Origin of the sequence: Novipirellula rosea, from assembly GCF_039541335.1 — a bacterium.
Lineage (GTDB): Bacteria > Planctomycetota > Planctomycetia > Pirellulales > Pirellulaceae > Novipirellula > Novipirellula rosea.
Map to the genome: position 1 here is coordinate 24,949 of NZ_BAABGA010000076.1, position 25,214 is coordinate 50,162.

The window sequence follows — 25,214 nt, forward strand, 5'->3', positions numbered from 1 at the left end:
AAAAACGAAGCATCCAACTTCAACCGCGTTGTCGATGCCGCGTCACGGCGATGCGGCATTGGCAACGCGCTGGGTGACCGCTTGATACAGTTCCTCCGGGAGTGCCCCTTTCTTGGCCGCGGCAATATTCTCGGCCAGATGCATTGGATTGCACGTTCCTACAATCGTAGTGTGGCAATGGGGATGCGACAGCGTGTAACGCAGAATCAACTCGGCGCGTGACATCCCCTGGGGCAGCAGTTCGTCCAGGTTTGCCCGGTTCCAAACGTCGTCCAGCGCCGGCCGCTTGATTTCCGCGTCAGGCCCACCGTGGGCGATCCCGCCTCGCAAGATGATTCCCGCCCCATTGTTGGCCGCCTGGGTAATCGCTTCGTGATGCTCGGGCGCGAGCGCGGAGTAGGGAACTTGAAAGGTGTCAAAAACGCCCAGCTTCATCAAATTCGTGATTTCGGGCAGCTTGGTGGAAATGCCGATGAACCGGACGAGGCCTTGAGCACGAAAATCGACCAACTGGCGAATCAATCCTTCACGCTCCAACGTTTCGGCGTCTCCGCCGTGGAACTGAAGCAAATCGAGATGCCCAGTCTGCATTCGCGCCAGACTCAATTCTAAATTGCGCTGGATAACATCCTTTTTCCAGTGATGGTTGATTTCCAAGTGGTCTTCGTGCTGCGTGTAGACGCAGCCACACTTGCTGGCCAAAAAGTACTCGGATCGTCGCGAACCAATAAAACGGCCGATCCGCTCTTCGCTAGCGCCATAATCGGGTGCGGTGTCAATAAAGTTGATCCCGGAATCGAGCACAAGATTCAAGAACGATTCGGCGTCCTGGTCGCTGACATCACGCACACCCCATGTCTTTGGCCCCCGAAGTCCCATGCTGCCATAACCAAGCTGGGTGACCTCGATGCCGGTGCGTCCAAGTTTTCGAGTGGGTAAATTCATATTTGTAATGGTGTTAGCAGGTGAGAGTAAGTGATTTGCGATAACGCCCCGAGCGGACGGCGCTGGCCACAGGCTCGTTTAAGACGAAAACGATCCAAATCGACAATGCGCGATCGCGCGGCTGGATTCCGCGACATCTTGCAGCGACTATATTAAGGGTTCTCGTCTCGACCACCTACCCTCGATCCTACCCTTCGGAGTTCATCAATGCCCCGCATCGCATTGTTATTTGGCCTAACTCTTTTTATTGCATGCCCGGCGGTCGGATTGGCGGCCGAGCGACCTAACGTCCTGTTGATCTGCGTCGACGATCTGAAGCCGACGATCGGTTGCTTTGGAGATCCCGTTGCTGTCACGCCCCATATCGATGCATTGGCAAAGCGTGGCGTCCGCTTTGATTACGCGTACTGTAACCAAGCCGTTTGTTCACCGAGTCGCAATTCTTTGATGACCGGTCTGCGTCCGCAAACCATCGGCGTCTATGACTTGCCCACCCATTTTCGGTTGGCCACATCCGAATTGACCGCGAATGATCCCCAGCGGGGCGAAGTGGTGACGCTGAGCCAGCACTTTAAAAACAACGGTTATCTCGCCCAGGGGCTTGGCAAGATCTATCATATCGGACATGGCAATATCGACGACAAAGCGTCGTGGAGCGTGCCGTCATGGCGGCCCAAAGGTCCGAGCTATGTGCTAGACGCCAACGTAAAAAACATTGTCCCGGATGCCAAAGGCAAAAAGCGAGGTCCGGCAACCGAATCGGCTGACGTATCCGACGAGACGTACGGCGATGGCAAGATCGCGTTGGAAACGATCGAGCGTATTGCGGAGGCGAAAAAGAATCTCGAACAACCTTTCTTCATTGCCGCTGGATTTTTGAAGCCGCACCTGCCGTTCGTCGCACCGAAAAAATATTGGGACCTGTATCACCCCAGTGAGCTGCCGATGCCGAAGGTGACATCGCCGCCAACCGATGCTCCCACGTACGCTGGAACCAGCGGGGGTGAGCTTCGCAATTACAGCGACATGCGAATCAAAGGCCCGATTGATTCGTCCACCACGCGTCACCTGATTCACGGATACTATGCCGCAACAAGTTATGCGGACGCCCAGATTGGAAAGGTCATCGCAGCGATCGACGAGCACGGTTTCGCCGACAACACGATCATCGTTTTGTGGGGCGACCATGGCTGGCATCTGGGTGACCACGGGATGTGGTGCAAGCACACCAATTACGAGCAAGCCGCACGGATCCCGGTAATCATTGCCGCCCCCGGTGCTGCGCGTGACGCGTCCACCAGCGCGATGATGGAAACCGTCGACATTTATCCAACGCTGGTTGAATTGGCTGGCATCGAACCGGCACCCAATCTCGATGGCGTCAGCCAAGCGGCAGTCGTTCGAGACCCGGCCCAACACGTCCGCGACTATGTGACTCACGTTTACCCGCGATCTTCACGGCTCGGGCGTGCGATCCGCAACTCGCGGTACCGCATGGTCCAATGGAAAGTGATCGGCGCGAAACCGGATTCTGCCGAGATGGAACTTTACGACTATGAGACGGATCCGCTGGAGACTCAAAATATTGCCAGCAAATATCCCGAAATCGTCGCAACCATGAACGCGGAACTAGAGAAGCAACCCGAACCCAAACCGCAATGGAAAAGCGCGAAACAGCGAGCAGCTGCAGCCGAAAAATTGAAACAGGATCAGCAAAAGCGGGCTCAGAATGCCAAGTCGCGTACGGCAATGTTCGCCAAACGCGATCGCGACCAAGATGGGTTCTTAACACTCGAAGAATTCCTGTTGCATCAGCCCGATCCCGACGAAGCTCCGAAACGCTTCCCCAAGTTTGACAAGAACAATGACCAAAAGCTCTCGGAAGACGAGTTTGTTTATCCTTGAACCTCGTTCACCGCTGCCTCTGCCATCGTCGACGCTTTGTAATTGGAAACCTCAATGAAGCCGGTGAAATCTCTGAATCATATTGGCATTGCCGTCCGAGCGATCGAGCCGCAACAGGCTTACTACGAAGACGTATTAGGAGCGATCTTTGAAGGGATCGAAGAGGTCCCCAACCAGCATGTGCGGGTTGCGTTTTACCGGATTGGCGACGTTCGCATTGAACTGATTGAATCGACCGATCCGCAAAGCCCGATCGCGCGTTTTATCGACAAACGTGGTGAAGGGCTTCATCACCTTGCCTTCTTGGTCGACGATCTTCCCACGCGAATCGATCAGTTGACGCAATTCGGGCTGAACATGATCGACACGGTTCCACGTCCCGGCGCCGATCAAATGGATGTCGCATTTATACATCCGAACAGTTGTGGCGGTGTTTTGACAGAATTGTGTCAAACTCGCACGCGGTGATTGCCATCGATTACAATGAGGGCGGTTGGTTCCGAAGTTAGACTCTGCGTCGATGGTCTCCAACATGCTCGATCCTAAATGCTTTTCCGCGCAAGCTTCAACCGCGTCCAAGGTCGCGTGTTCCCAGCCCGAAGATCCTCGATCGGTGGACTCGGCCGACATCAAGCAGCCAACCAGTCAACAAACAGTAGATTGGCGATCCAACGACGCAGTCGTGTTGCAACCGCTTTACACTCGCAATGGATCTGGCACTTCGTCGCCGATGATTCGGGATCGCGATTACTTGCTTCGCGGCATGACCACCGAACGTGGCCAATCGTTGTCAGTCGACCTTCGCCAGCGGCACTCCCACCCCGATCCTGAACAAACCAATCGTGCTGCGTTGGACGATTTGCAGGGTGGGGTGACTTCGTTGGAATTGCGGCTGGACCGTGCGGTCCGCTCGGGATCATGGCAAGTCTTCAGCGTGAACCGAACCACGGCTAACGAAATGCCTTGCGATGGGATACGAGGCGACGAGTTGCTTAGTAACGAGCTACTCGGTGAAGATGGCGTGATGCTTTACGAAGCGAGCGACTTCGACACCGCGTTTGCGGCGGTACCGCTGGACCAAACTGCCATTGCACTGGACGCAGGAAACAGTTTTCTAGCCGCCGCAGCTTCGATCGCGGCATTGTGGGAACGACGTGGCGTCGATCCTACTGAAGCACGAGGCGCGTTTGCTGCCGACCCGATCGGGTCGCTCTCGCGAGATCCATCACTGTCCCGGCTCCGCGGCAAACCGATGCTCGGCTTGTCGGACCTTGCCACTTGGACGTCGCGAACGTTCCCTCATGTCAGCTCCGTCGCCGTTGACACTACCACTTATTACGACGGTGGCGGAACCGACACACAAGAACTCGCGTTTTCGATCGCCACGGCGGTGCAGTATTTACGTGCCATGACCACCACGCGTGATTCGCGAACCGAGTCATTATCGATCGATCATGCGGCCGCACAAATTTTGTTTCGCTATAGTCTCGGAACGGACCATTTTCTATCGATTGCCAAGCTGCGCGCCGCACGTGCGTTGTGGGCCCGGGTGTTGAACGCATGTGGCGGATCGCCGTCGTCAATGAAGATACAAACTTGCACCAGTTCGCGTGTGATGACGGATCGCGATCTGAACCTCAACTTGCTTCGCAATTGCGTCGTCGTGTTTTCGGGGCTACTCGGAGGCGCCGACACGATCACCTCACTTCCACTGGATCACGCGATCCAGTTGCCCGACACATTCGGGCGACGGATGGCACGCAACACGGTGTTGATCCTCAGCGAAGAAGCTCAACTCCGCCGCGTCGTCGATCCAAGTGGGGGAAGTTACTTTTTTGAAACGATCACGAATCAATTGTGCGAGCAGGCGTGGTCGCTGTTTCAGGAAGTCGAGCGTCGTGGTGGCATGCTCGCCTGTGTGCGAAACGGCTGGGTCGCGAAGCAGGTCGCACAATCGGCGCAGAAGTGGGCAAGCCAGTTTGCATATGGCGAGAAGACCATTGTCGGAGTGACCAAATTCGTTAACTCACGCGATCGCGTCGTTCGGCGTGCACCGCCAGATTTAGATCGGCTGCGGGAAATTGCGATGCAGCGGTGTGCGGAACATGGCGATGCCCAGGTTGCCATTCCGCTGTTTGAACACGGCCCTAACTTAGCCGAGGCGATGTTCGTTGCAGCACAAAGCGGCGCCTCGATTCCGCAAATGAATCGTATGCTAGGGGATCAAGCATCCAGAGAGGTGTCACAGTGAGTCCCATTCCCAATTTTGCCGACGTGCCGCTTCGCGGTGGCGACACCAACAAGAGTGCGGTTGATCCCCAAACCGAATGTTCACCGTGCAGCGTTTTTCAGACGCAAACAGACGAATCGATTCCGATCCGGCCGATCTATACCGCCGCTGATTTGGAGGGCTTGGACGATTTGGATTCGCTGCCAGGGAACGCTCCGTTTTTGCGAGGCCCCTATGCAACGATGTATTGCCAGCGGCCATGGACGATTCGGCAATACGCGGGATTTTCGACGGCAGAGGACTCGAACGCATTTTTTCGTCGTAACGTGGCCGCCGGGCAACGCGGGCTAAGCGTTGCGTTTGACTTGGCAACCCACCGCGGCTACGACTCGGACCATCCCCGTGTTGCCGGGGATGTCGGTATGGCCGGCGTGGCGATCGACAGCGTCGAAGACATGCGGATTTTGTTCCAAGACATCCCGCTGGACAAAATGAGTGTCTCGATGACCATGAACGGCGCCGTGCTGCCGATCATGGCGATGTATCTGGTGGCCGCAGAAGAACAAGGAGTCCCCGCCAGCGAATTGATGGGGACGATTCAAAATGACATTTTGAAGGAATTCCTGGTACGAAACACTTACATCTACCCGCCGCAGCCAAGCATGCGGATCGTGGCCGACATTTTGTACTACACAACCGCGCAGATGCCGCGATTCAACAGCATCAGCATCAGCGGTTATCACATGCAAGAAGCCGGCGCTACTGCGGATCTCGAATTGGCTTACACACTAGCCGATGGACTCGAATACATCCGAGCGGGAGTCAATGCGGGTTTGAATATTGACCAATTCTGTCCCCGCTTTTCATTTTTCTGGGGCGTCGGCATGGACTACTTTATGGAAGTAGCCAAGCTGCGTGCGGCCCGTTTGATGTGGGCAAATATCGTCAAAGCGTTCGGCCCCAACGATCCCAAGAGCATGTGTCTGAGGGCACATTGCCAAACAAGTGGTTACAGCTTGGTCGCGCAAGACGTGTACAACAACGCCACGCGAACGTGCATCGAGGCGATGGCGGCAACCCATGGGCATACCCAATCGCTGCACACCAACGCGATCGACGAAGCATTTGCACTTCCCACCGATTTTTCAGCTCGGATTGCCCGTAATACACAATTGTTTCTGCAACACGAAACGGATACCTGCAAAGTCGTCGATGCGTGGGGCGGCAGCTACTTCGTCGAACGTTTGACTCGTGATCTGGTTGACCGAGCCCAGCAGCATATCGACGAGATCGAAGCGGTGGGCGGGATGACGCAGGCCATCCAGTTAGGCATACCAAGACAGCGGATCGAAGAGGCGGCGACGCGGGCCCAGATGAATGTCGAGTCGGGGGCGAAGACCGTGATTGGTTTGAATCGACATTGTTTGCGGTATCAAGATGAATTTCGAGTTCGCAAGATCGACAACGCAGCGGTGCTGCAGAATCAACTCGATCGGCTACAGCGATTGCGTGCCGAGCGTGATCCGGTCGAGTTGCGGCAAAGCTTGAACGTTCTCCGTAATGCCGCATCGGATCCCCACACCAATCTGTTAGCGTGTGCCGTGGATGCAGCCCGAGCAAGAGCGACGGTGGGGGAAATCAGCGATGCACTCGCATCGGTATACGGTCGCTACTCGGCTCCGGCGCGAGTCGTACGCGGCGTCTATTCGTCGGGCATGAAACAGGGCGATGCGTTTTCAGCAATACAACAGCAAGTGGCAGAGTATACCAACGCGGCGGGACAGCCTCCGCGAATCCTGGTTGCGAAAATGGGCCAGGACGGTCACGATCGTGGACAGAAAGTCATTGCATCGGCGCTGGCCGATGTCGGTTTTGACGTTGAAATTGGACCGCTGTTTCAAACGGCCGAAGAAACGGCCGATGCAGCGATCCAACAACACGTGCAAATGATCGGTGTCAGTTCGTTGACTGCGAACCATTTGACGCTCGTTCCAAAACTGCACCAGGAACTCGTCCGACGCGGTCACGAAAGCATCATGATCGTGGTCGGAGGTGTTGTCCCGCCTCAAGATCACGAGGTGTTGTACGAAGCGGGGGCCACGGCGATCTTTGGCCCCGGCACCAAGATTGCCGATGCCGCGTTGGTGTTGATCGAACAACTCGAAGCAGCTTTGGCCAACGTCACTCCCACGCGTGAGGACGCGAAACCCGTTTCAGGATAAGTCTGGCCCGCTTAATCGTGGTACATCGTCCGCGTGAGGGTCGTCCGAGCAAGTCGGGGTGCAATTCACTGTCGAACCCGATGTCACGTGCCAGTCAGCCGGAGACAGGCCCTCACCCGAGCATCGCTGAAGGCTCTGCTCGACCTCTCCCTAAACTGCGTTTTGGGAGAGGTCACTACAAATCACGAGTCACCTCGCCTGAGCGAAGCACGGGCGAGGTCGGACGGGCCCCGCAGGCCGCGTCCGGGTGAGGGCTGTCCGAGCAAGTGGTGCAGCAATCCGCTGTCGAACCCGATGTGACCTGCCAGTCAGCCGGAGGCAGCCCCTCACCCGAGCATCGCTGAAGGCTCTGTGAGACCTCTCCCTAAACTGCGTTTTGGGAGAGGTGACTACAATTCACAAGTCACCTCGCCCGAGCGAAGCACGGGAGAGGTCGGACGGGCCCCGCAGGCCTCGTCCGCGTGAGGGCTGTCCGAGCAAGTGGTGCAGCAATCCGCTGTCGAACCCGATGTGACGTGCTAGTCAGCCGGAGGCAGGCCCTCACCCGAGCATCGCTAAAGGCTCTGCTCGACCTCACCCTAAACTGCGTTTTGGGAGAGGTGACTACAAATCACGAGTCACCTCGCCCGAGCGAAGCACGGGCGATGTCGGACGGGCCCAGCAGGCCTCGTCCGGGTGAGGGTCGTCCGAGCAAGTCGGGGTGCAATCCACTGTCGAACCCGATGTCACGTGCCAGTCAGCCGGAGGCAGGCCCTCACCCGAGCATCGCTGAAGGCTCTGCTCGACCTCTCCCTAAACTGCGTTTTGGGAGAGGTGACTACAAATCACGAGTCACCTCGCCCGAGCGAAGCACGGGAGAGGTCGGACGGGCCCCGCAGGCCTCGTCCGGGTGAGGGCTGTCCGAGCAAGTGGTGCTGCAATCCGCTGTCGAACCCGATGTGACGTGCCAGTCAGCCGGAGGCAGGCCCTCACCCGAGCATCGCTGAAGGCTCTGATCGACCTCTCCCTAAACTGCGTTTTGAGAGAGGTGACTACAAATCACGAGTCACCTCGCCCGAGCGAAGCACGGGAGAGGTCGGACGGGCCCCGCAGGCCTCGTCCGGGTGAGGGCCGTCCGAGCAAGTGGTGCAGCAATTCACTGTCGAACCCGATGTGACGTGCCAGTCAGCCGGAGGCAGGCCCTCACCCGAGCATCGCTGAAGGCTCTGCTCGACCTCTCCCTAAACTGCGTTTTGGGAGAGGTCACTACAAATCACGAGTTACCTCGCCTGGGACAAGTCCCAGTTCGTCAATTCAGCCAAGTGAATCACGCTGGATCTGGTCGACGGCCCACTGCGACGCTTCGCGAACCAGGGCATCTTCGTCCGCGAGCCCGATTCGCAACGCGGGCAAGGATTCGGGATCGCGTTGGTTGCCGAGCACCAGTGCGGCGTTACGTAACACGCCACGGCGACGTGTCCGCCACAGCGGCGTCTTGCGATATCGCTCGCGAAACCCCGCCTCGTCGAGCGAGAAGAGAGATCGAAGCTCGAGAACATCAAGCGGTTGATGCGCCGGTGCCTCAGCTTCGTACTGCCGCATCGGTTTGCGATTCCACGGGCACACCTCTTGGCAAACATCGCACCCAAATGCCCAATCCCCCATCGATTCACGCAGGTCGTCTGCGATCTCGCTACGACTCTCGATCGTCAGATAGCTGATACAGCGTGTCGCATCGAGCACCCCCGCTTGCGGAAATGCTTCGGTGGGACAGGCGTCAAGACACGCTGTGCAGGTGCCACAGTGCGACGATTCATGCGGCGTGTCGGTGGGCAGTTCGACATCCGTCAAAACACAGGCGAGAAAGAAATAGCTGCCCAGGCGTTTGTTCAGCAGCAGCGTGTTTTTTCCTCGCCATCCCAGCCCCGCCAGTTGAGCAATCTCGCGTTCCATAATCGGTGCGGTGTCAACGACGCCGCGTGCCGTCGCCCCCGGAAACGTTTCGCGAATCGATTTTGCGAGTTGTTTTAGCTTGGGGTGAATCACGTCGTGGTAATCGGCGCCTTGCCATGCATAGCGTGCCACCCGCCCCACCCCCGAGACAACGGATCGAGGCGGCGCGGCGTCGTAGGGATACGCCATCGCGATCACGCTGCGGCAACCTTCGAGCACTCCGCTTGGATGCTGGTAGGCGTCTAGCCGGTTTGCGATATAGTCCATCTCGCCGGCGTAGCCCGCTTCGATCCAGCGAGCTAACTGCGAAAAACCATGCGACTCGATCGCCGGAGCGACTCCTACTGCGATAAAACCAAGCTCGCAGGCTTGGTCGCGAAACGCCGCCAGAAAATCAGCGGGCGACGTGAGCGGATCTGTTTCACCGCGTTCACTCAACGGGAGCGGTCTCGATGGGTTCAATGTCGGCTTTGGCGATATCCACACCACGCTCGTGGAACAGCAGGATGAAGCCGACCAACACGGCCAAGGCAAACAGAGCAGGTTTCATCCATAACCAATACCACTGGATCGCGGCGAGCTCGGAATGACGAGCGTCTGTCTTTTCTTCTTGCATGATGGCAATTTCAGATTCGCTGACGTTCGCCTTTGTGGCCTCGTCGATTTGTTTGGTCTTGGCGACCACGACCTCGCTAAATTGGACGGACTCGGGGGTCGTATGTTGGCCTTCGACTTTACCGGCGACCTGAGCCCCGATCATCATGCCCAGTCCAAGTGTCAACATGACCAACAGCCCTTGGGCTTGGGCACGAACCGATTCCGGAGCCTTTTTGTCGGTATAGATTTGTCCGGTGACAAAGAAAAAGTCGTAACAGATGCCGTGCAGTACGATGCCCAGAATAATCATCCAACGAATTTCATCGGTCGCACCGAAGGCAAACAAGGTGTAGCGTCCCACCCAGGCCAACATGCCAATCGCGAGCATCCATTTGACGCCGAGACGTTTGAAGAAGAATGGCATGACCAACATGAACACGATCTCCGAGATCTGGCCATACGACATCGTTGTGCCGATCGGCAACCCGGTTAACTCCACCACGCGGCTGGTGATTTGGTAGTAGAACGCGAGCGGAATACAGATCAGCATCGACGAGACCAGAAAGACCAAATACGAACGGTCTTTTAATAGCGCCAACGCATCGAGCCCGAACAACTGACGGATCGAAACCTTTTCGTCCGAGCGGACTGGTGGGGTATCGGGAAGTGCAAAGCTAAACACGCCCAGTGCGATCGCCGCAACGGCGGTCATGTAAAACATTCCCGAATTAGTTTCGTAACCGGTAAAGGTCAATGCGAAACCCGCCGCGATCCAGCCAATGGTGCCAAGCACCCGAATCCCAGGAAACTCCTTTTCCGGATCCGACATGTTTTTCAGCGCGATCGTGTTGGTCAACGCCAGCGTCGGATAATAGGTCAGCATGTAGCCGAGAAAGAATCCCCAGTTGATGACCGACGGCGAAGGCGATTCCCCCTTCATGAACGAAACCGCGCCAAACATGATCACGCCCCCGAGCAAATGCAGGATCGCGAGCACTTTTTGAGCCGAGAAGAAACGGTCCGCAATCAAGCCAACCAACAGCGGGGTCAGCAATCCGGCGATCGGGCCGACCGAGTAAGTATTACCAAAATCAGCCGCCTCGAATCCGATCGTGCTCAGAAAATTGGGGGCAGTGACATACCATGATCCCCAAATAAAGAACTGCAGGAACATCATGACGGAAAGACGGATGCGAACACTAGGAGCCATTGCGAGGGACTTCCGTTTGGTGGGAGGAATTAAGGCAGGTTGGTAGGCGACGTCGGTCTAGGGAAGTGCTTCGAGAACTTGTGCGGTAGGAATGGGATCCACCGATTCAAGCGGACTGTCGTCACGGGCGAAGAACATTAAATGTTGCCAAGGCAGCATGTTATACTCTTTCACCAGCTTGAAGTGGTTCTTTTCATACTCCTTCATGATCTGATTTTTTGACATCTTATGCAGTGGCTTAATCGGCACCGAAGGATCCTCCTCACGGTACTCCAACAGCGCAATGACGCCGTTGGGTTTTAATGCGCGGTGCATGTGCCACAGCATCGATTCGGGATGCGAAAATTCGTGGTAGACATCGACCATCAAAATCAGATCGACTTCGCCGAGCGGCAGATTAGGATCGTCGACTTTTCCCAGAATCGGTTCGATGTTTCGCAGTTTGGCTTTGGCACCACGTACGCGAAGTTTCTGTAGCATTTCACGCTGGATGTCGACTGCCAGCACCCGACCACTTTCGCCCACTTTCTTGGCCATCGGCAGCGTCCAGTAACCGTTGCCGCATCCCAGGTCACAAACGACCATGCCCTCGGTCAATTGCAATTGGACAAACGACTCCGACGCGTTTTCTTCGTCATCGCGGTTGTCACGAATCAGCCACGGTGCGCCTTGATGCCCCATCGGCTGCGCCACAATGCGGCCCAGATAAGTACGACGCGGCTTTTCATCGGGGGGGGAAGACGCCTGCTCCGCGGATTCTGCTGGCGTGGAGGGTTCGGCAGTCGCGGTATCTTGAGCCGCTGCGTTGATCGCCGAAATCGCAATCAGCCAGACAACAAGAAATCCGGCGCAAAAAATCGACTGCGTTCGTTTCGACTCAGTCTTCGTCGCGTGCGACAAGTTCAAACTGAGGCTCGAACGCGTCGTCAAAATCAAAGACGTCATCAAAATCCTCGCGGCGATCGGTTTCACTTTTACGCATCTGTTCGATGCGAATCAGATTGTACACCAATTCACCGAGGTCGCTTGTCGAGCGGATGCCCCAATTCGCTAAAACCATTTTGGCGAGGTAGCCATATTGATCAATCGCGTAACGTCGACACGACTCGCAAAGTTGTTGCCCGGTCACGTGATTCGGATTTTCGGAGGAAATTCCCGGCGAGGGATCGACATCCGCCATCGCCGCGCTGGTCGCCTCGTTGTTCTCGTGAGCGTAATGCAGCGACTCGCGAATGAATTGATAAGCTTCGATGCGATAACGTTTGTCTTCGTTAAGTAAATCGCGGATCGCTTGAAGAGGAGTCGTCATGAGGGAACTCTGGGAACACGTCGAATAAATTGACGGACGATGTTAATGGCTGCTTTCCTGCCGTGTGCTTCTATTTTGACCGCTTACTCGAAAAAAAACAATTCGACTGCGATTGCCCTTCGACAAAAGAGCGTGAATATCGATCACGGTCGGGCGGCGAGAGAAACAGGCCGCTGGGATAGCAGGTGCGGAAAAGCTGCCGTTTTCCGTCAATCCACAAACAAAAAAAGCTGGCGGGCAACACAATGCGTCGTGGGGCAAACGACGGAAATGGTCACCCGCCAGCTAGCTTGATCCAGGCCCCTCATTGCAGGGGCCTGATAACTGTTCGCTGGGTAAAGCTACGCTACACCGCTAGTAAACTACAAAAATCGTTGTTCCGCAATGTGGGGGGCTCATATTATCGGAAGAATCTGGCGCAAATTTCAGCACTTTCACCCTAAATTCCCAGTACTTTTACCCCTAATGAGTTCCCAAACGTTAACGAACCGCAAACTTCTAACGACGGAATCCAGAAGATGTACTCACCTTTTTTTACCGGAATCAGTAAGTGCTTGTGGGGCCTGCGGTTACGTCGATGGGAGGCATGCCAAGCTGGGATCGGCACTCATCGAGCATTTCTTTTGTCCGGCTGGCGCCGACGCGTGTGACGCCCATCGCCCGCACTTTTAACACCGTTTCAAGATCACGTATACCTCCGGCAGCCTTGACCTGAACGTGGTCGGGAGCCTGGGATCGCATCAACTGCAGGTCTTCGACCGTTGCACCACTGGTTCCAAAACCGGTCGATGTCTTGACCCAGTCCGCATTCAATTCGCCACAAATCTGACAGAGGCGAATCTTATTATCGTCATTCAAGTAGCAATTCTCGAAGATCACTTTTACTTTTTGTCCGGCGTCATGGGCGACATCGATTACCGCAGCGATGTCATCGCGAACGTACGTCCAATCGCCACTGATCACTTTGGAAATATTGACAACCATATCCAGTTCTTGGCAGCCATCGGCGATTGCCCGCTCGGCCTCGGCTTGCTTGACCGCAGTGGTATTCACCCCAAGCGGAAATCCAATCACCGTCGATGTCTTGACCGTGCTGCCAGAAAGCAATTCTGCACACTGCGGCACCGCACACGGCATGATGCAAACGCTTGCCACATCATAAGCCAAGGCTAACCTGATTCCATGATCGAGATCCGCAGTCGAAAGCGTAGGTGCCAACAACGCGTGATCGATCATTTTCGCAATGTCGGAATAAATAAAATCGCGGCTCATGAGTTTTAGTTTTCTTGCGAGTACGAATTTTTGCGAATGCGTTTTTGTCGAGTTTGCTTTTGTCGTAATCGTAATCGATTCAAGCCACCGGCGTCTCCATCACGCCACTGAGGTGAACATCGTCACCGCGGACGCTGGCAATCAGCAATTCGGTGGTGGTTCCTGTGAATCATCTTGGCAATGAAACACAGCCAAGGGAGGGACATTGCAAGCGAGCAAGCTTATCGCCGAGCCAACTACGATGCAAATGCTGCGGTGAGCTGAACCGCTTGGTCGCTTTCCAAGTCCAACAAATATTGTTTGGTTTCTAGACCACCAGGAGCACTAAATCCGCAAAGGTGCCCCGACGATGCAACGACGCGGTGACACGGGATCACGATGGGAATCCGATTGCGAGCCATGCTGCTGCCTACCGCCCGGCTCGCACGCGGGCTTCCCGCTCGCTCGGCAAGTTGTTTGTAGGTGAGGGTGGTGCCGGGTTGGATATCACGGCAATGACGATAGACCGACTTCATAAAGGGGGTCCAATTCGATTCGTCGACCTGGATCGTCTCAAACGTGGTGCAACCAAACTCGAAAAAAGAACTCAATCGTTCGTCGAGCGATTGCGTCCAATTCCGAACCGCTTTCGCAGCGATCTGCCCGGCACATTCAGGACGTTCGTTTCCCCACTGCAAACGCCACAACCCACGCGTTGTCCATACGGACCAGATCACGCCCAGCGGAGAATCATGCCGAGCCACATGCACTGCGGCTGGAATCGGTTTCCCCCGCGAGCTATCTTGGCGCGAGCGATCTTGGCGCGAGCGATCTTGGCGCGGGGCAGCCATATTTTGATTCCGCGATTGCATGTCTATTTTCCGATACAGAAGCGACCAAAGACACGATCCAGGATATCGTCAGTGTAGACCGTCCCGGTGACCTCACCAAGCGACTCGACAGCGACGCGAAGTTCCGAAGCGACAAATTCATGACCATCGCCATGTTGCACCAGACGAATCGCCGTTTCGATGCTGGCGGCAGCATGGGCGAGCGATCCCGAGCAGCGTGCGGCGGTGCCCATAATCGAACCGACCTCTTCCTGGTCACGCGACGCGACAAATTGCGAAATGTGATCACGCAACTGGTCCACACCATCGCCCGTAATCACGCTGGTGTAAATCCAATCGGATTCCGCCACCCTCGTTTCGATCAGATCAGATTTTGTGGCGACCCAAATATCAATCGACGACCGTTTGGACGAACCATCATGCGTTTCAAAATAGCGTCGCTGTGCATCCAAATCATCCTTGGACGCATCGACGCACCAAATTCGCACGTCGGCATTCTGTGATGCACGAAGCGCCTGAGCCTGCGAAGCGACCGTGATTTCAAACAGCGGATCTTCCTGAGCACGACTTTCGATTCCGGCGGTATCAACCCACTGGATCGCATGCCCATCGAGAACGGTTTCCACCGATACGATGTCGCGTGTGGTGCCTGCGACATCCGCAACGATCGCCACTTCGTGCCCTACCAATGCATTGATCAAGTGGCTTTTACCCGCGTTGGGGTTACCACGGAACGCGACGATCGCTCGCGAACGGTTGCCTCCACGGGATTCCATTGATTGCCGCGTCTTTTCGACTGCCGCATGAATCACACTCAGCCGATCGACCAATGACTCGTCACTGATGAATTCAATGTCTTCGTCAACAAAATCGAGCCCCGCTTCGACATCCGCAAGCAGGTCGAGCATCTCGCTACGCATCTGTTCGAGCGGTCGGGACAAATTACCCGCCAATTGTTTTAGCGCATGCTCAAGCGATCCACGTTGCTCTGCCTCGATGACCCCCAGCACCGCTTCGGCTTGCGGCAAATCCAACCGTCCCGCCAAAAACGCCCGCATCGTAAATTCACCAGGCCGCGCCGCGCGAGCTCCCGCAGAGCTCAATACACTTACGATCGATTGCAACACCGGCGCCGAGCCGATCGTGTGCAGTTCCGCCGACGGTTGCCCGGTGTAACTTTGGGATGTCGGCCACAGCGAAACCGTCACGTCCATCGGACCGAGCGGTGTCCCGAGATCGATCCGGCTGTCAATGATCTGGGGGCGTTTCGCGTGTGATGTCGAGACGCCCACCGATTCCAGGATCGAGACGACCGATTGCCCTGACATGCGAACAATGCCTCGCATCGCAGGCGTTGTCGGTGACGCAATCGCCACGATGGTTTCGTTGGAATCGAGCATGTTAATGAACAAACGCAGTCGACTTGGAAGGCGACTTTTTCGATCGTGCGATCGCCGGATCGTCAACGCTCGCCCCGGCTTGCCGTAACGCGTCAATCACCGCGGATTGGCTGACGAGATCGCGTAGGACAATCGGTTGGTTCGGGTTGGATCCGGGGTAGATAGCCAGAACGGGAATCGAACGACTCTGCAATTCAGCCAGCTTCGATTTGATCTCGGGGTTATGATCGGTCCAATCAGCTAACATCGGCACCGCATCGAGTTCCTCGATCACTTTGCGAGTTTCCTCGGTGTTCAGTGCCACGTTGTAATTGACGATACAGTTCACGCACCACTTGGCTGTAAAGTCGATCATCACCGTGCGTCCTTCGGCTTGCAGTTCTTGCAAACGATCTTCGCTGTATTCTTCCCAAGCGATTGTCTTGACTCCATCTTGAGGCGCTGGCTCGGCACCTAAGTACTGGAACGCCATGAAACCGATTGCGGTGGCAATCCCCACGCCGCTGACCCAAGCAACCAACCGTTTTTCGATGTCGGCCCAGTTCGGGACTTTGCCGATGATCCAGCAACCGAACCACACGCCCAACAGCGTGACAAAGACAGGAACTTTGTGGTCGTCACTGAACTGGTTGAAAAAGAACGCCACGGTCGCCAAGAACAGGAACGCCAAAAATTCCTTTAGCGTTTCCATCCAATTGCCTGGCTTGGGCAACCACGCGACCAGCTTGGGCCAAATGCCGATCATGATATAAGGAATCGCCATTCCCAATCCGATCGTCATCATCAAGGCGGTCGTTTCAGCGGCCGTTAAGGCGATCGTCAATCCAAAAATGGCTCCCAAAAACGGGCCACTACAGGGCGTCGACAACACCGTGGCAAACGCACCTTTGGCAAACGCGCCGGGATAACCTTCGCGTTTTTGCAAGTCTTGCGACACCTTGCCACCCGCCATTCCCGGAGCCGGGATCTCCCACACGCCAAGGTAGCTCAGTGCCATCGCAAACATCAACAACGTCAAACCAAGCCGCACGGGCAAGTAGGTAAACTGCTCGCCCCAGGAAAGCGAAAAGACAACCGCCAACGCCGTTAACAACGCGAACACCGAAAGGATACCGGCTGCGTAAAAGAAGTTCAGCAGGAACGCTCGCTTACGATCCGCCCCCGCTTGCTGGACAAAGCTCATCACTTTCAGCCCCACAACGGGCAACACACACGGCATAAAGTTCAGGATCACCCCGCCCAAAAACGCAAACATCAGAACGACCGCAAACGGGCGTCCTTCGGTGTCGCCGCCATCGTTGATTACGATCGGTTGAACTGGGGTTGCCGGATGAGCGGCGGAATCCGCCGCCTTGCCATCGAGTGAATCTTTACGTGGGGCTTGGGTCGCTGCCGCAGCCACATCATTGTCATCCGTGGGTAGCGTGTTCGTATCGCTGCCCGTGTTTTGCGGAGCCGGTGCAGGCTTGGCTTGCAGTTTGTCGACCCAATCGGTTTCCGCCGCCGCGTCGAGGACATCGGCGCGTTTGGCGCTGGTGAACTGCACCGCTGCCGAGGTGGCAGAAGCGTTTGTCTTGCCCACTTCCAGCGTGGTTGAAAACGACAGCGCCATTGGTTGTTGGCAACTTTTATCGGTACAGGCTTGGTACGCGATCATGCCCGAGATTTTGTGGGTGCCAAGCTCAGTGTCTTTCGGAACCTCAACAGGCACCGACCATGTGACGGTGCCTTTGTGGAACATCACGCCTGGCAACAATTTGGCATCCACTGGGACCGCGATACTGCTCGCTTTGGGTGCGCCAACGCGAAGTCCCGATTTCTCGGACACAACCATGTTGGTCGAAAAGTCACCATCATCGACGGTCAATTGATAAACGTGGAATCCAGCATCAGGGATCGCTGTCAGCTTTAACGTCGCACGCTCGCCCGGTGCCACCGTGGCGGGCGTTAACTCGGCAGTCCACTGGACTTCGTAACCATCGTCGCGAAACGGTTTTGTGGCAACACTCTCCTCCGGTTCAACCGATGCATTCCCAGCTTGCGTCATCGCGGCAGAAACGGTGACGTTGCCTGCGAACGCGGCTGTCAAAGTTTCCGAGATCGGGATACAAGCGCCGTCGGGCTTACAAACTTGCGCCTCGACCGCGATGGAAATAGGGTCACGAAAATCGGCGGGTATCTCAAGCGGTGCCGACCAAACCACACGTCCACCGTGCTCTTCGATCGTAATCCCCTTGAATATCTCTGACACACTCTTGTGCGGCGCTTCGTCGGGAGCAAACTTGCCCGCCAATTTCACTGACTCGGGTGACTCGATCGACAAGTTTGTCTTCATCGGTCCGCCCGAAGGCTGGGTCACCGAATAGATATGCCATCCCCGGTCCACGTTGACAATGACATCCAATCGACCGCGTGTTCCCGAAGCGTCGACAAAGTACTTTGCCTCCCACTTCGCCGGATCACCAGAATCTTGCCCAAAACCGCCGAGCGAGAAATCGGAAAAGACACTGCCGTCATTGTCGAATCCCGTCTGCGCGGTTGCGGTTTGCGGGACGCCGACTAACAACGTCAGCAACAAACATCCGAGTCCTAGAAGACTGCCGCCATTTTTATTTATCATTTTCAGTACGCTTTAAATAAGCTCTCTGCCGTGAATCCAATTCGCTTAGCCAACCGATCATCTTCCGAGTTTATCAATCACACGAATCCAATGATCAATCCGCTGGGCAATGTGCTCGTCATCGTAGGAAAAATTCTGGTTCTCAAGCAATAACCAAGATGCCCAGTTTGCGAGGTTAATCCAGGCCGATACTTGAGCTACGTGTTTTGCAAGCACTTCTTGCTGTTCATTCAATGACGATTCTAGCCGATAACCCGCCAATACCGAATGCCATGCACTGTGAACATCAGTACACATCGGCAAAAAGCTAGAAATCCAGCGAGCCAGATCGGTTGCGGGTGCGTCGATACGAACCGCGTCAAAGTCAATCATTCCCGTCACGACGCGAGTCGTCACCGAGTCCCCGCCATGCGAATCCGCAAAAAAAATGTGCTCCGCGTGCACGTCACGCAACACGATTTGCGTTTGCACAGACTGACGTGATAACGCCGCGAGCGTGGCAAGAAACGAGTCTGCGACGTGGTTCCAGTCGGCTCGAAATCGCTCGATCGCCATCTGTAGCGAAAACCGCAAACGCGGATGTTCGATCCGCGCTCGATCACTCGCCATGATCGCATTCATCTGCGGGATCAATTCCTTTAGCCGTTTTTGACGAGCCGAGACGCACGGTGGCGGTTGCTGGTGAGTCCCCAGCGAGCGAACCGAGCGGTGGAAAATCGCAATCGCAGATGCACCGCGCGACATCACTTCGTGACGTTGTCGCTCGGTTTCCGCATCCGCCGATGGATCTCTCGTAAACAGATCGCCACCCCCGATGGGCTCAGCCCAAGGTTCTCCGGCAACCCACTGCGCCAATTCCCAAACATGTTGTCCGTCATCGATGCCGCTGCAATCGGCCACCGCTGCGTTGTTGGACGAACATCGCTTCAACTGAGGCACAAGATCACAGCCATTGTGTTTTGCCGTGACCATCACGTGATGGATCTCGTCCACACGCGAGAGCGAGGTGTGGATGGGATAGCGTTTCAGTGCCCACATCTCGCCGTCAGTGGTGGTAATTCGAAATACGGCCGCGCCGCTCAATCCCGACTCGATCGGGTCGATCGCTTGGATGCCGGATCGCTGGAGCCAATTTTCGAGTACCGAACGGGCGGCGTCGATCATGCGGCGTCCCAGCCATCGTCGAGACACCGTTGGTGGATCATACGCAGCGATTCATACAGCGCGTCGTCCTCGGTGAACATTGTGATTTGACGGAGATTGGCATCCTGCTGGATATCAATTTTGATCCACACGGTTTCGCGTGGCATCACCGAGCGAACGCGATCGGCCCACTCAACCAGGGTCCAGGCCTGGGGATCGTCAAAAAGTTCCTCGACGCCCAACTCCAAAAATTCGTCGTCGTCGGTGACGCGGTAGGCATCCAAATGATGCAGCGTGATCGAGTCGTGATGCGTTTGCAACAGCGTGAACGTGGGGCTCGTCACATCCGCAGGATCGACGCCCGTCGCCGCAGCCATCGACTGGACGATCCGCGTCTTGCCTGCCCCCAACGTCCCGACCAATCCAAATACGATCCCCGGAGCGAGGGCGTCGACCATTCGCCGAGCGAGCGCGTCGACATGTTCGAGGTCGAGGTGTCGCAAACTCAACGCGAGCTGATTCGTATTTTCGAGGTCCAATGTCCAACGCTCCGATTCCTAGGGAAGCAAAGCATTTTAAATGCATTATCGGCTCGCCGCGAGCCCGCCGGTTTTCGCGTGGTGGGATCGAAAGAAACGTTCAAAATTTACCAGACAACTTGTGCCGCTCGGCTATAAAAACCACGCGTTTCCACTAGGCTTTGTCTGAGAACGCATCAGCGGCGGAAACTTGGTAGCGGAATTCGTCAACGGCTTGTTGATTTATTGAGCCGTGACGCGTCAGCGGCCGGGTCCCACGCGGTACCCGGTGCCTTACGGCCCACGGCTCACCATTGCAATTCGCATTTGGACTAAATCAACAAGCCGTCAAGAATTTCGGTTTTCCAAGGGTTTATGCCCTGCTGCCGATTGGCTTGACGGCTTCTGCTACGGCTTTGACACAGAGCCTAGGCGGCGTGACGCAATGAGGTCGGCGCGGCAAAGTGGGCCAGGGTCGTTTCGAGACACCCCAGCGTTTTTAGCGTTTGTTTGAACTGGGCTGCAGATTGAGGAGTCGACTCGAAGCCGAGATCCTCTAGCAACTCGAGCATTTCGGCAAGCTCGAACTGAAGCACCAATTCTTCGGGCGTTTGGGGCAACCGGCTCACGGGAATACTCCGACGGGGGATCGAACGAAAGGGTGGGCGCAGGATCACTTTTGAAGTGGCAATCCGCGTTGTCGATCGCGATGACCGACTGCCTCCAAAAGTTTCGTTCGGAAAATTGCTCAAAATCCGATATCAAAATCGCTGCGGTCACCAACCAGTTCAAGTCCCCCCAGCCCGCTGGTGCCGGCTGGGTAAAATAGACCGCTGGTCCGACATCCAAGGATCGCCGAACGCTCGACAAACCTTGGACGCCCCCTTAGCCGGTTTCCGCTTAGTGAGCCTCTTTGTTCAGCGGTTCCTCGACGACGATCGCGGCTGGGAAATCGGCAGCTTCGTCTCCTCCGCGTTTCTCCCAGCGTTTGTTTTGCGAACCGCCGCGTGGCTGATTCATCGGGATATCCATCCCGCCGGCGTCGCCGAGCATTTCGTACAAGCGGTTCTCCATCTGCTTGGCAACCGATTTGTATTCGGGGTTGGCGATCAAATTCTTTGTTTCACCAGGATCGCTCGCCAAGTCATACAATTCATCGACGTCCCACAGACCGTAATACGTGATGTACTTGAACCGATCGCCGCGGAGAGCGAATTGGGTGGGTGACTGGGGGAAGTTCTTTTCCCAGTAGTAGACATAAAGAAAATAATCTCGCCAATCGAGATCGGGATTATTGGGGAGCTCTAAAAAGCTCTTGCCGTCCATGTAATCGGGGGTTTTCAAACCGGCAGCGTTCAGAATCGTCGGCCCGATATCGATGTTGCCGATTACCGATTCGACCACCGTCCCGCCCTCGTAAAGCTCAGGACACTGCATCATCATCGGCACTCGAATCGACGCTTCGTAGGACACACGCTTGTCGATCAAGCCATGTTCGCCCCACATGAACCCGTTGTCACCCATGTAGATCACCAACGTCGAATCGTGGACTCCCATCTTTTTAAGCTGATCGAGCACCCGACCGACACTGTCGTCTACCGCCAATAGCGATTCGCAATAGCGGCGGTACAAGTAATCGAGTCCATTGTTGCTGTGATACGAGAAATCGATGCCGTGCCAACTGTTGCGTTGATCGCGAACCCAGCGAGGTGCGTTGTTTTCAGCCGAGATCTCTTTGCCACGCGGCAGAAAGCTAAGGTCCGCATCGGCATAGCGGTCAGCGTGTCGCTCGGCGGGCGTGAAATTCGAATGCACCGCTTTGTGTGACAGATACAAGCAGAACGGCTCGTCCGAGTCTTTTTGCGAATCGAGCCAATCGATCGCGTAATCGGTCAATTCGTCGGTGATGTAACCTTTTTGCTTGACCCGTTTGCCGTTGACATTCAGCGTGTACTTGGGCCCCGGAGGCAAGTAGTTGCCTTGTCCACGAAAGCTGATCCAGTGGTCAAATCCAGGCCGCGGGTCATCGTGCTCGCCGCCCATATGCCACTTGCCAATGAAGCCGGTGCGATAGCCTGCATTTTGAAGGTACTGAGGAAAAAAGATCGTTCCTTCAGGCACAGCACGATTGTTGTCAATCACGCGGTGCTTGTGTGTGTACAGTCCCGTCAAAATCGAAGCTCGACTGGGCGAACAAAGCGACGTCGTAACAAACGCATTCTTCAGATGCACCCCGTTCGACGCGAGTGAATCGAGATGCGGCGTTTCGAGAAACGGATGCCCCATGAACCCCATCGCGTCGTAGCGATGGTCGTCCGTCAGAATGAACACGACGTTTCGAGGTTTAGCGTCTTCGATCTTGGCAACCGCGGGCAGTTCACCGGAGGTTGATTCAGTAGCCGATTGAGCACCGGCGTTAGCACAGGCAAAACAAACGAAAAGAGTTCCAGCAAGCAAACGCCAATTCATGAAGTCGTCTCCAAAGCAGATTAGCAAAGGGTTGGGGAGGGGAGGGTGTGGGTGTGGAAACCGAACGGAGCCGCGGGCCACAAGGAAAACGGCTGGTCTGAGCCAACTGCCGACCAGAACGCTGCTCCAGCGAACGATCAATGATAACTCGCCCGCGCGCCGCTGTGGGAATTTGGCTCCCAATCAGCTGGTTCGCTAGCATACCGCGGCTGGTAACTTTTGCCGATTGTAGGGATTTATTGGATTGAAACGATTGAGATGGCCGATTTGACAATTATCCACTCGGCAAGACGACGAAGGTCTAAATCCAATGAAACCGACACAGCATCTCTCAATCCTGACTCTCTCTATCGCCCTACTCTGGTTCACCGGATGTTGCGGTCCATCGTGTGGCGGCGTGGCAAATGGCCCCTTCATGCTAGGCGGCGGTGGCTGCGGCACACAAGGGTGCGGTGAATGCGAAGGCTGTGGCGAGTTGTATGTTGATCCCTGGATCAACCATCCCGCCGACGCATGCGATCCATGCGACAAGTGCGGCAATCACAACGGCCAATCCTGCGGCAAATGCCGCTCGGTCTTCTCAGGCGTCGAAAGCCTGTGGGGTTACCGCTGTGGCGTCGAAGCGGGCTGTGACAGCGGTTGCGACTCAGGCTGCGAGGTCGGCTGCGGCTGCGAATCCTGTGCTTCGCAATCATACCCGGGCGAATTCCACCCGGGCGAATTCCACTCAGGCGGCGAATACATCTCAGGCGAATCGCACTACCCCGGCGAAACCATCGTTGAATCCGAAGAGCCTGCCTACCAACCCGAACGGACTCGCAAGATCTTCCGCTCGAAACCACAAGTGGCCCGCGGCGTCCCCACCCCCGCGAAACGATAGCTCAATTTCCGCGAATCGGTTTGCGTGACGCTTCACGCGACGAAACGAAATAACGGAAGCGGCGACCCCAACGGGTTCGCCGCTTTTTTTGTATGTGGGTGCAAAATAATTACGCCGCATCACTGTGCGTGTGGTCTCGCGATCGCACGCCACCCGTACAGTGCAAAATTAGATGGCACTTTGCGCAAAGCCCTCGCGCGTTAACAGATGGCTCTGCCGCATCACCCGGTGCCTAACGGCTCGCGGCTCATCACGACGATTGACATTTTGATTCAAGCGATCGCCGGCTGCCGCAGCTCTAACGATTTGGCTGCATTGCGATTTGGCTGCCAACACGCTTGCGTCGATCGCCAGCTCGCTCGCCAGCTTCAAAATAGCTTAATAATCAAACCAGCTGCCTATGCCGATCTGCTCTTCTCGCTTGTCAAAGAACTCGAACTGAGTGGTGTAGCCGTTCAAGTATTGCAGTCCAAAACGAATGCGACGCTGTGACGTCATCCCCTGCCACTGCCATCCGGTTTGCAGCGTCATCGTGGGCGAAAAGTCAACCGCTTCACGAATATCAAGATTGATCGCGCTGAAGGGACCACCACGTTGGGGCTGCAGTGGCACAGGAATATGCTCGGCGCCCATTTGTATCTGGATCGGCTTGGCGCCACCGGAGGTCTTTACGGCATAAGCGAGTTCGCCGTACACACGAAGCGGCTCCGATGCCTGGTAACTGGCGCCGATGATCAACGATTCGGTCACATAGTTGACTCGTTCGAACAACGGAAAACGCTCCATGTATTCGTCGCCGACATGCGAAGAGATGTGGAAGTAGCCGAATTTTGCCGACCATGGCCCATCCGCACGCGTGATCAACGTTCCAAAACGAAAGTCCATCGATTCGACGTCTTCTGAATTTTTGACATCCAGTCGCACCATCACGGCGCCTTCGAGATCCCATTGCCAACCTTGGGGAGCCACAGCGCCAGGCGTTCCGTAGCGCAACAGCCCGACGCGTCCTCCGAGCGTTGCATCCCACAACACTCCGTTTTCGGTATCGCTGAAGATGACCGTCGAGATCCGCGGCTCGTGCGGCCCGGCGAGATACGATTTGTAGAGCAGCCCCTCAGGCAAAATAGTCCAATCGTGCCGCGGTTGCGATCGACTCAGTTGCGATCGACTCGGATGATGCGATGAATGAACTTGCGATGGTGCCAGCGAAGAGGGCAATAAGTCCGCAGGCAAATCATCCTGCTCGAGCAATCCACTGGGATCCGAAAGCGAAAGGCTATCATCGCCACGCGGCTCACTCCAAGGCAACTCGATCGCAGACGGCTCTTCTGCATAGCTGGCCAGACTCAGAGGCGACAGCGAAAGATCGCTGCCGCGCGTCGATTCCGTCGCCGTGCCCAACAATAGCAACGCGAAAACGAACGCCCGTTTTGCCGAACGCAAACGCTGAAAACGGACGAGGCTAAAAGAACGAATCAAGTGCCACCGGCAGCTCGGAGGTAGATGAAACGCCTCACCATGATAGCGTTTAAGACAGCGCGGCATGAACTAGTAATGCAATCATCACCAGGCACCCGAGACAGTCTACTCGACTTATTTCGACATTTCCAAGAGACCCCCTTTGCCTTTTACACTGAAAATTTGCAGCATTGCTGAATACCGAAGCTAGCATACGGGAGCACACCAATGCTTGCATTTCGTTGCCGCAAATCTTGGCATGGATTGCTGTCAT

General features: G+C 55.7%; 19 protein-coding genes. 5 read left to right on the forward strand and 14 right to left on the reverse strand.

Annotated elements, in window-relative coordinates:
• Positions 1 to 42 precede the first annotated feature (42 nt).
• A complete protein-coding gene (locus ABD971_RS26590; protein ID WP_345326884.1) occupies positions 43 to 945 on the reverse strand; it encodes an aldo/keto reductase in 903 nt (300 codons plus the stop codon).
• A gap of 207 nt (positions 946 to 1,152) precedes the next feature.
• Between ABD971_RS26590 and ABD971_RS26595 the strand changes: the two genes are divergently transcribed.
• The 4 genes from ABD971_RS26595 (at position 1,153) to scpA (ending at position 7,302) form a co-directional block, all read left to right on the forward strand.
• A complete protein-coding gene (locus ABD971_RS26595; protein WP_345326885.1) occupies positions 1,153 to 2,850 on the forward strand; it encodes a sulfatase-like hydrolase/transferase in 1,698 nt (565 codons plus the stop codon).
• Positions 2,851 to 2,904: 54 nt separating this feature from the next.
• Positions 2,905 to 3,318 (forward strand): methylmalonyl-CoA epimerase, encoded by a 414-nt coding sequence (gene mce, locus ABD971_RS26600; protein WP_339946364.1) that lies wholly within the window; start codon positions 2,905 to 2,907, stop codon positions 3,316 to 3,318.
• Positions 3,319 to 3,382: 64 nt separating this feature from the next.
• Positions 3,383 to 5,101 carry a methylmalonyl-CoA mutase family protein gene (locus ABD971_RS26605; RefSeq protein ID WP_345326886.1) on the forward strand — a complete coding sequence of 573 codons (1,719 nt, stop codon included), beginning with the start codon at positions 3,383 to 3,385 and terminating at the stop codon, positions 5,099 to 5,101.
• Entirely contained in the window at positions 5,098 to 7,302 is a 2,205-nt protein-coding gene (gene scpA, locus ABD971_RS26610) for a methylmalonyl-CoA mutase (protein ID WP_345326887.1), read from the forward strand. The genes ABD971_RS26605 and scpA overlap by 4 nt, the downstream gene beginning before the upstream one ends.
• Before the next feature lie 1,293 nt (positions 7,303 to 8,595).
• On the opposite strand, the gene queG is transcribed toward scpA, so the two are convergent.
• From queG to ABD971_RS26670, 12 genes are all read right to left on the reverse strand, one after another.
• Positions 8,596 to 9,672: a tRNA epoxyqueuosine(34) reductase QueG gene (gene queG, locus ABD971_RS26615; RefSeq protein WP_345326888.1), complete on the reverse strand. Its 1,077-nt coding sequence runs from the start codon at positions 9,670 to 9,672 to the stop codon at positions 8,596 to 8,598.
• Positions 9,665 to 11,041: an MFS transporter gene (locus tag ABD971_RS26620; RefSeq protein WP_339946656.1), complete on the reverse strand. Its 1,377-nt coding sequence runs from the start codon at positions 11,039 to 11,041 to the stop codon at positions 9,665 to 9,667. Before ABD971_RS26620 ends, queG begins: the two co-directional genes overlap by 8 nt.
• Before the next feature lie 57 nt (positions 11,042 to 11,098).
• Entirely contained in the window at positions 11,099 to 11,986 is an 888-nt protein-coding gene (locus ABD971_RS26625; RefSeq protein WP_339946657.1) for a class I SAM-dependent methyltransferase, read from the reverse strand.
• Positions 11,919 to 12,350, reverse strand: coding sequence for a Minf_1886 family protein (locus ABD971_RS26630; protein ID WP_339946658.1), 432 nt, complete (start codon positions 12,348 to 12,350; stop codon positions 11,919 to 11,921). The genes ABD971_RS26625 and ABD971_RS26630 overlap by 68 nt, the downstream gene beginning before the upstream one ends.
• Positions 12,351 to 12,893: 543 nt before the next feature.
• The gene (gene deoC, locus ABD971_RS26635) at positions 12,894 to 13,622 is read right to left on the reverse strand and encodes a deoxyribose-phosphate aldolase (protein WP_345326889.1); all 729 of its coding nucleotides are present in this window, start codon (positions 13,620 to 13,622) and stop codon (positions 12,894 to 12,896) included.
• 236 nt (positions 13,623 to 13,858) lie between these two features.
• Entirely contained in the window at positions 13,859 to 14,452 is a 594-nt protein-coding gene (locus tag ABD971_RS26640) for a methylated-DNA--[protein]-cysteine S-methyltransferase (protein ID WP_345326890.1), read from the reverse strand.
• A gap of 23 nt (positions 14,453 to 14,475) precedes the next feature.
• Positions 14,476 to 15,852, reverse strand: a complete 1,377-nt coding sequence (locus ABD971_RS26645) for a tRNA modification GTPase (RefSeq protein WP_345326891.1) — start codon at positions 15,850 to 15,852, stop codon at positions 14,476 to 14,478.
• A 1-nt stretch (position 15,853) separates the two neighbouring features.
• Entirely contained in the window at positions 15,854 to 18,472 is a 2,619-nt protein-coding gene (locus tag ABD971_RS26650) for a protein-disulfide reductase DsbD family protein (RefSeq protein ID WP_345326892.1), read from the reverse strand.
• A 57-nt stretch (positions 18,473 to 18,529) separates the two neighbouring features.
• The gene (locus ABD971_RS26655; protein WP_345326893.1) at positions 18,530 to 19,663 is read right to left on the reverse strand and encodes a phosphotransferase; all 1,134 of its coding nucleotides are present in this window, start codon (positions 19,661 to 19,663) and stop codon (positions 18,530 to 18,532) included.
• Positions 19,633 to 20,124, reverse strand: a complete 492-nt coding sequence (tsaE, locus tag ABD971_RS26660; RefSeq protein ID WP_345326894.1) for a tRNA (adenosine(37)-N6)-threonylcarbamoyltransferase complex ATPase subunit type 1 TsaE — start codon at positions 20,122 to 20,124, stop codon at positions 19,633 to 19,635. The genes ABD971_RS26655 and tsaE overlap by 31 nt, the downstream gene beginning before the upstream one ends.
• A gap of 437 nt (positions 20,125 to 20,561) precedes the next feature.
• Complete coding sequence (locus ABD971_RS26665) at positions 20,562 to 20,762, reverse strand: hypothetical protein (protein ID WP_339946665.1); 201 nt, start codon at positions 20,760 to 20,762, stop codon at positions 20,562 to 20,564.
• A gap of 271 nt (positions 20,763 to 21,033) precedes the next feature.
• Positions 21,034 to 22,602 carry a sulfatase family protein gene (locus tag ABD971_RS26670; RefSeq protein WP_345326895.1) on the reverse strand — a complete coding sequence of 523 codons (1,569 nt, stop codon included), beginning with the start codon at positions 22,600 to 22,602 and terminating at the stop codon, positions 21,034 to 21,036.
• A 310-nt stretch (positions 22,603 to 22,912) separates the two neighbouring features.
• Here ABD971_RS26670 and ABD971_RS26675 point away from each other — a divergent pair, with 310 nt between their 5' ends.
• Entirely contained in the window at positions 22,913 to 23,482 is a 570-nt protein-coding gene (locus ABD971_RS26675) for a hypothetical protein (RefSeq protein WP_345326896.1), read from the forward strand.
• Between the two features lie 378 nt (positions 23,483 to 23,860).
• Here the strand turns inward: ABD971_RS26675 and ABD971_RS26680 are convergent, their stop codons facing one another.
• The gene (locus ABD971_RS26680) at positions 23,861 to 24,961 is read right to left on the reverse strand and encodes a DUF1207 domain-containing protein (RefSeq protein WP_345326897.1); all 1,101 of its coding nucleotides are present in this window, start codon (positions 24,959 to 24,961) and stop codon (positions 23,861 to 23,863) included.
• Positions 24,962 to 25,214 lie beyond the last annotated feature (253 nt).

Bases quoted from the DNA above. Each gene is read 5' to 3' on its own strand.
- ABD971_RS26590 (WP_345326884.1), bottom strand. From the start codon at position 945: ATGAATTTACCCACTCGAAAACTTGGACGCACCGGCATCGAGGTCACC.
- ABD971_RS26595 (WP_345326885.1), top strand. From the start codon at position 1,153: ATGCCCCGCATCGCATTGTTATTTGGCCTAACTCTTTTTATTGCATGC.
- mce (WP_339946364.1), top strand. From the start codon at position 2,905: ATGAAGCCGGTGAAATCTCTGAATCATATTGGCATTGCCGTCCGAGCG.
- ABD971_RS26605 (WP_345326886.1), top strand. From the start codon at position 3,383: ATGCTCGATCCTAAATGCTTTTCCGCGCAAGCTTCAACCGCGTCCAAG.
- ABD971_RS26620 (WP_339946656.1), bottom strand. From the start codon at position 11,041: ATGGCTCCTAGTGTTCGCATCCGTCTTTCCGTCATGATGTTCCTGCAG.
- ABD971_RS26625 (WP_339946657.1), bottom strand. From the start codon at position 11,986: ATGACGTCTTTGATTTTGACGACGCGTTCGAGCCTCAGTTTGAACTTG.
- ABD971_RS26630 (WP_339946658.1), bottom strand. From the start codon at position 12,350: ATGACGACTCCTCTTCAAGCGATCCGCGATTTACTTAACGAAGACAAA.
- deoC (WP_345326889.1), bottom strand. From the start codon at position 13,622: ATGAGCCGCGATTTTATTTATTCCGACATTGCGAAAATGATCGATCAC.
- ABD971_RS26640 (WP_345326890.1), bottom strand. From the start codon at position 14,452: ATGGCTGCCCCGCGCCAAGATCGCTCGCGCCAAGATCGCTCGCGCCAA.
- ABD971_RS26645 (WP_345326891.1), bottom strand. From the start codon at position 15,852: ATGCTCGATTCCAACGAAACCATCGTGGCGATTGCGTCACCGACAACG.
- ABD971_RS26650 (WP_345326892.1), bottom strand. From the start codon at position 18,472: ATGATAAATAAAAATGGCGGCAGTCTTCTAGGACTCGGATGTTTGTTG.
- ABD971_RS26670 (WP_345326895.1), bottom strand. From the start codon at position 22,602: ATGAATTGGCGTTTGCTTGCTGGAACTCTTTTCGTTTGTTTTGCCTGT.
- ABD971_RS26675 (WP_345326896.1), top strand. From the start codon at position 22,913: ATGAAACCGACACAGCATCTCTCAATCCTGACTCTCTCTATCGCCCTA.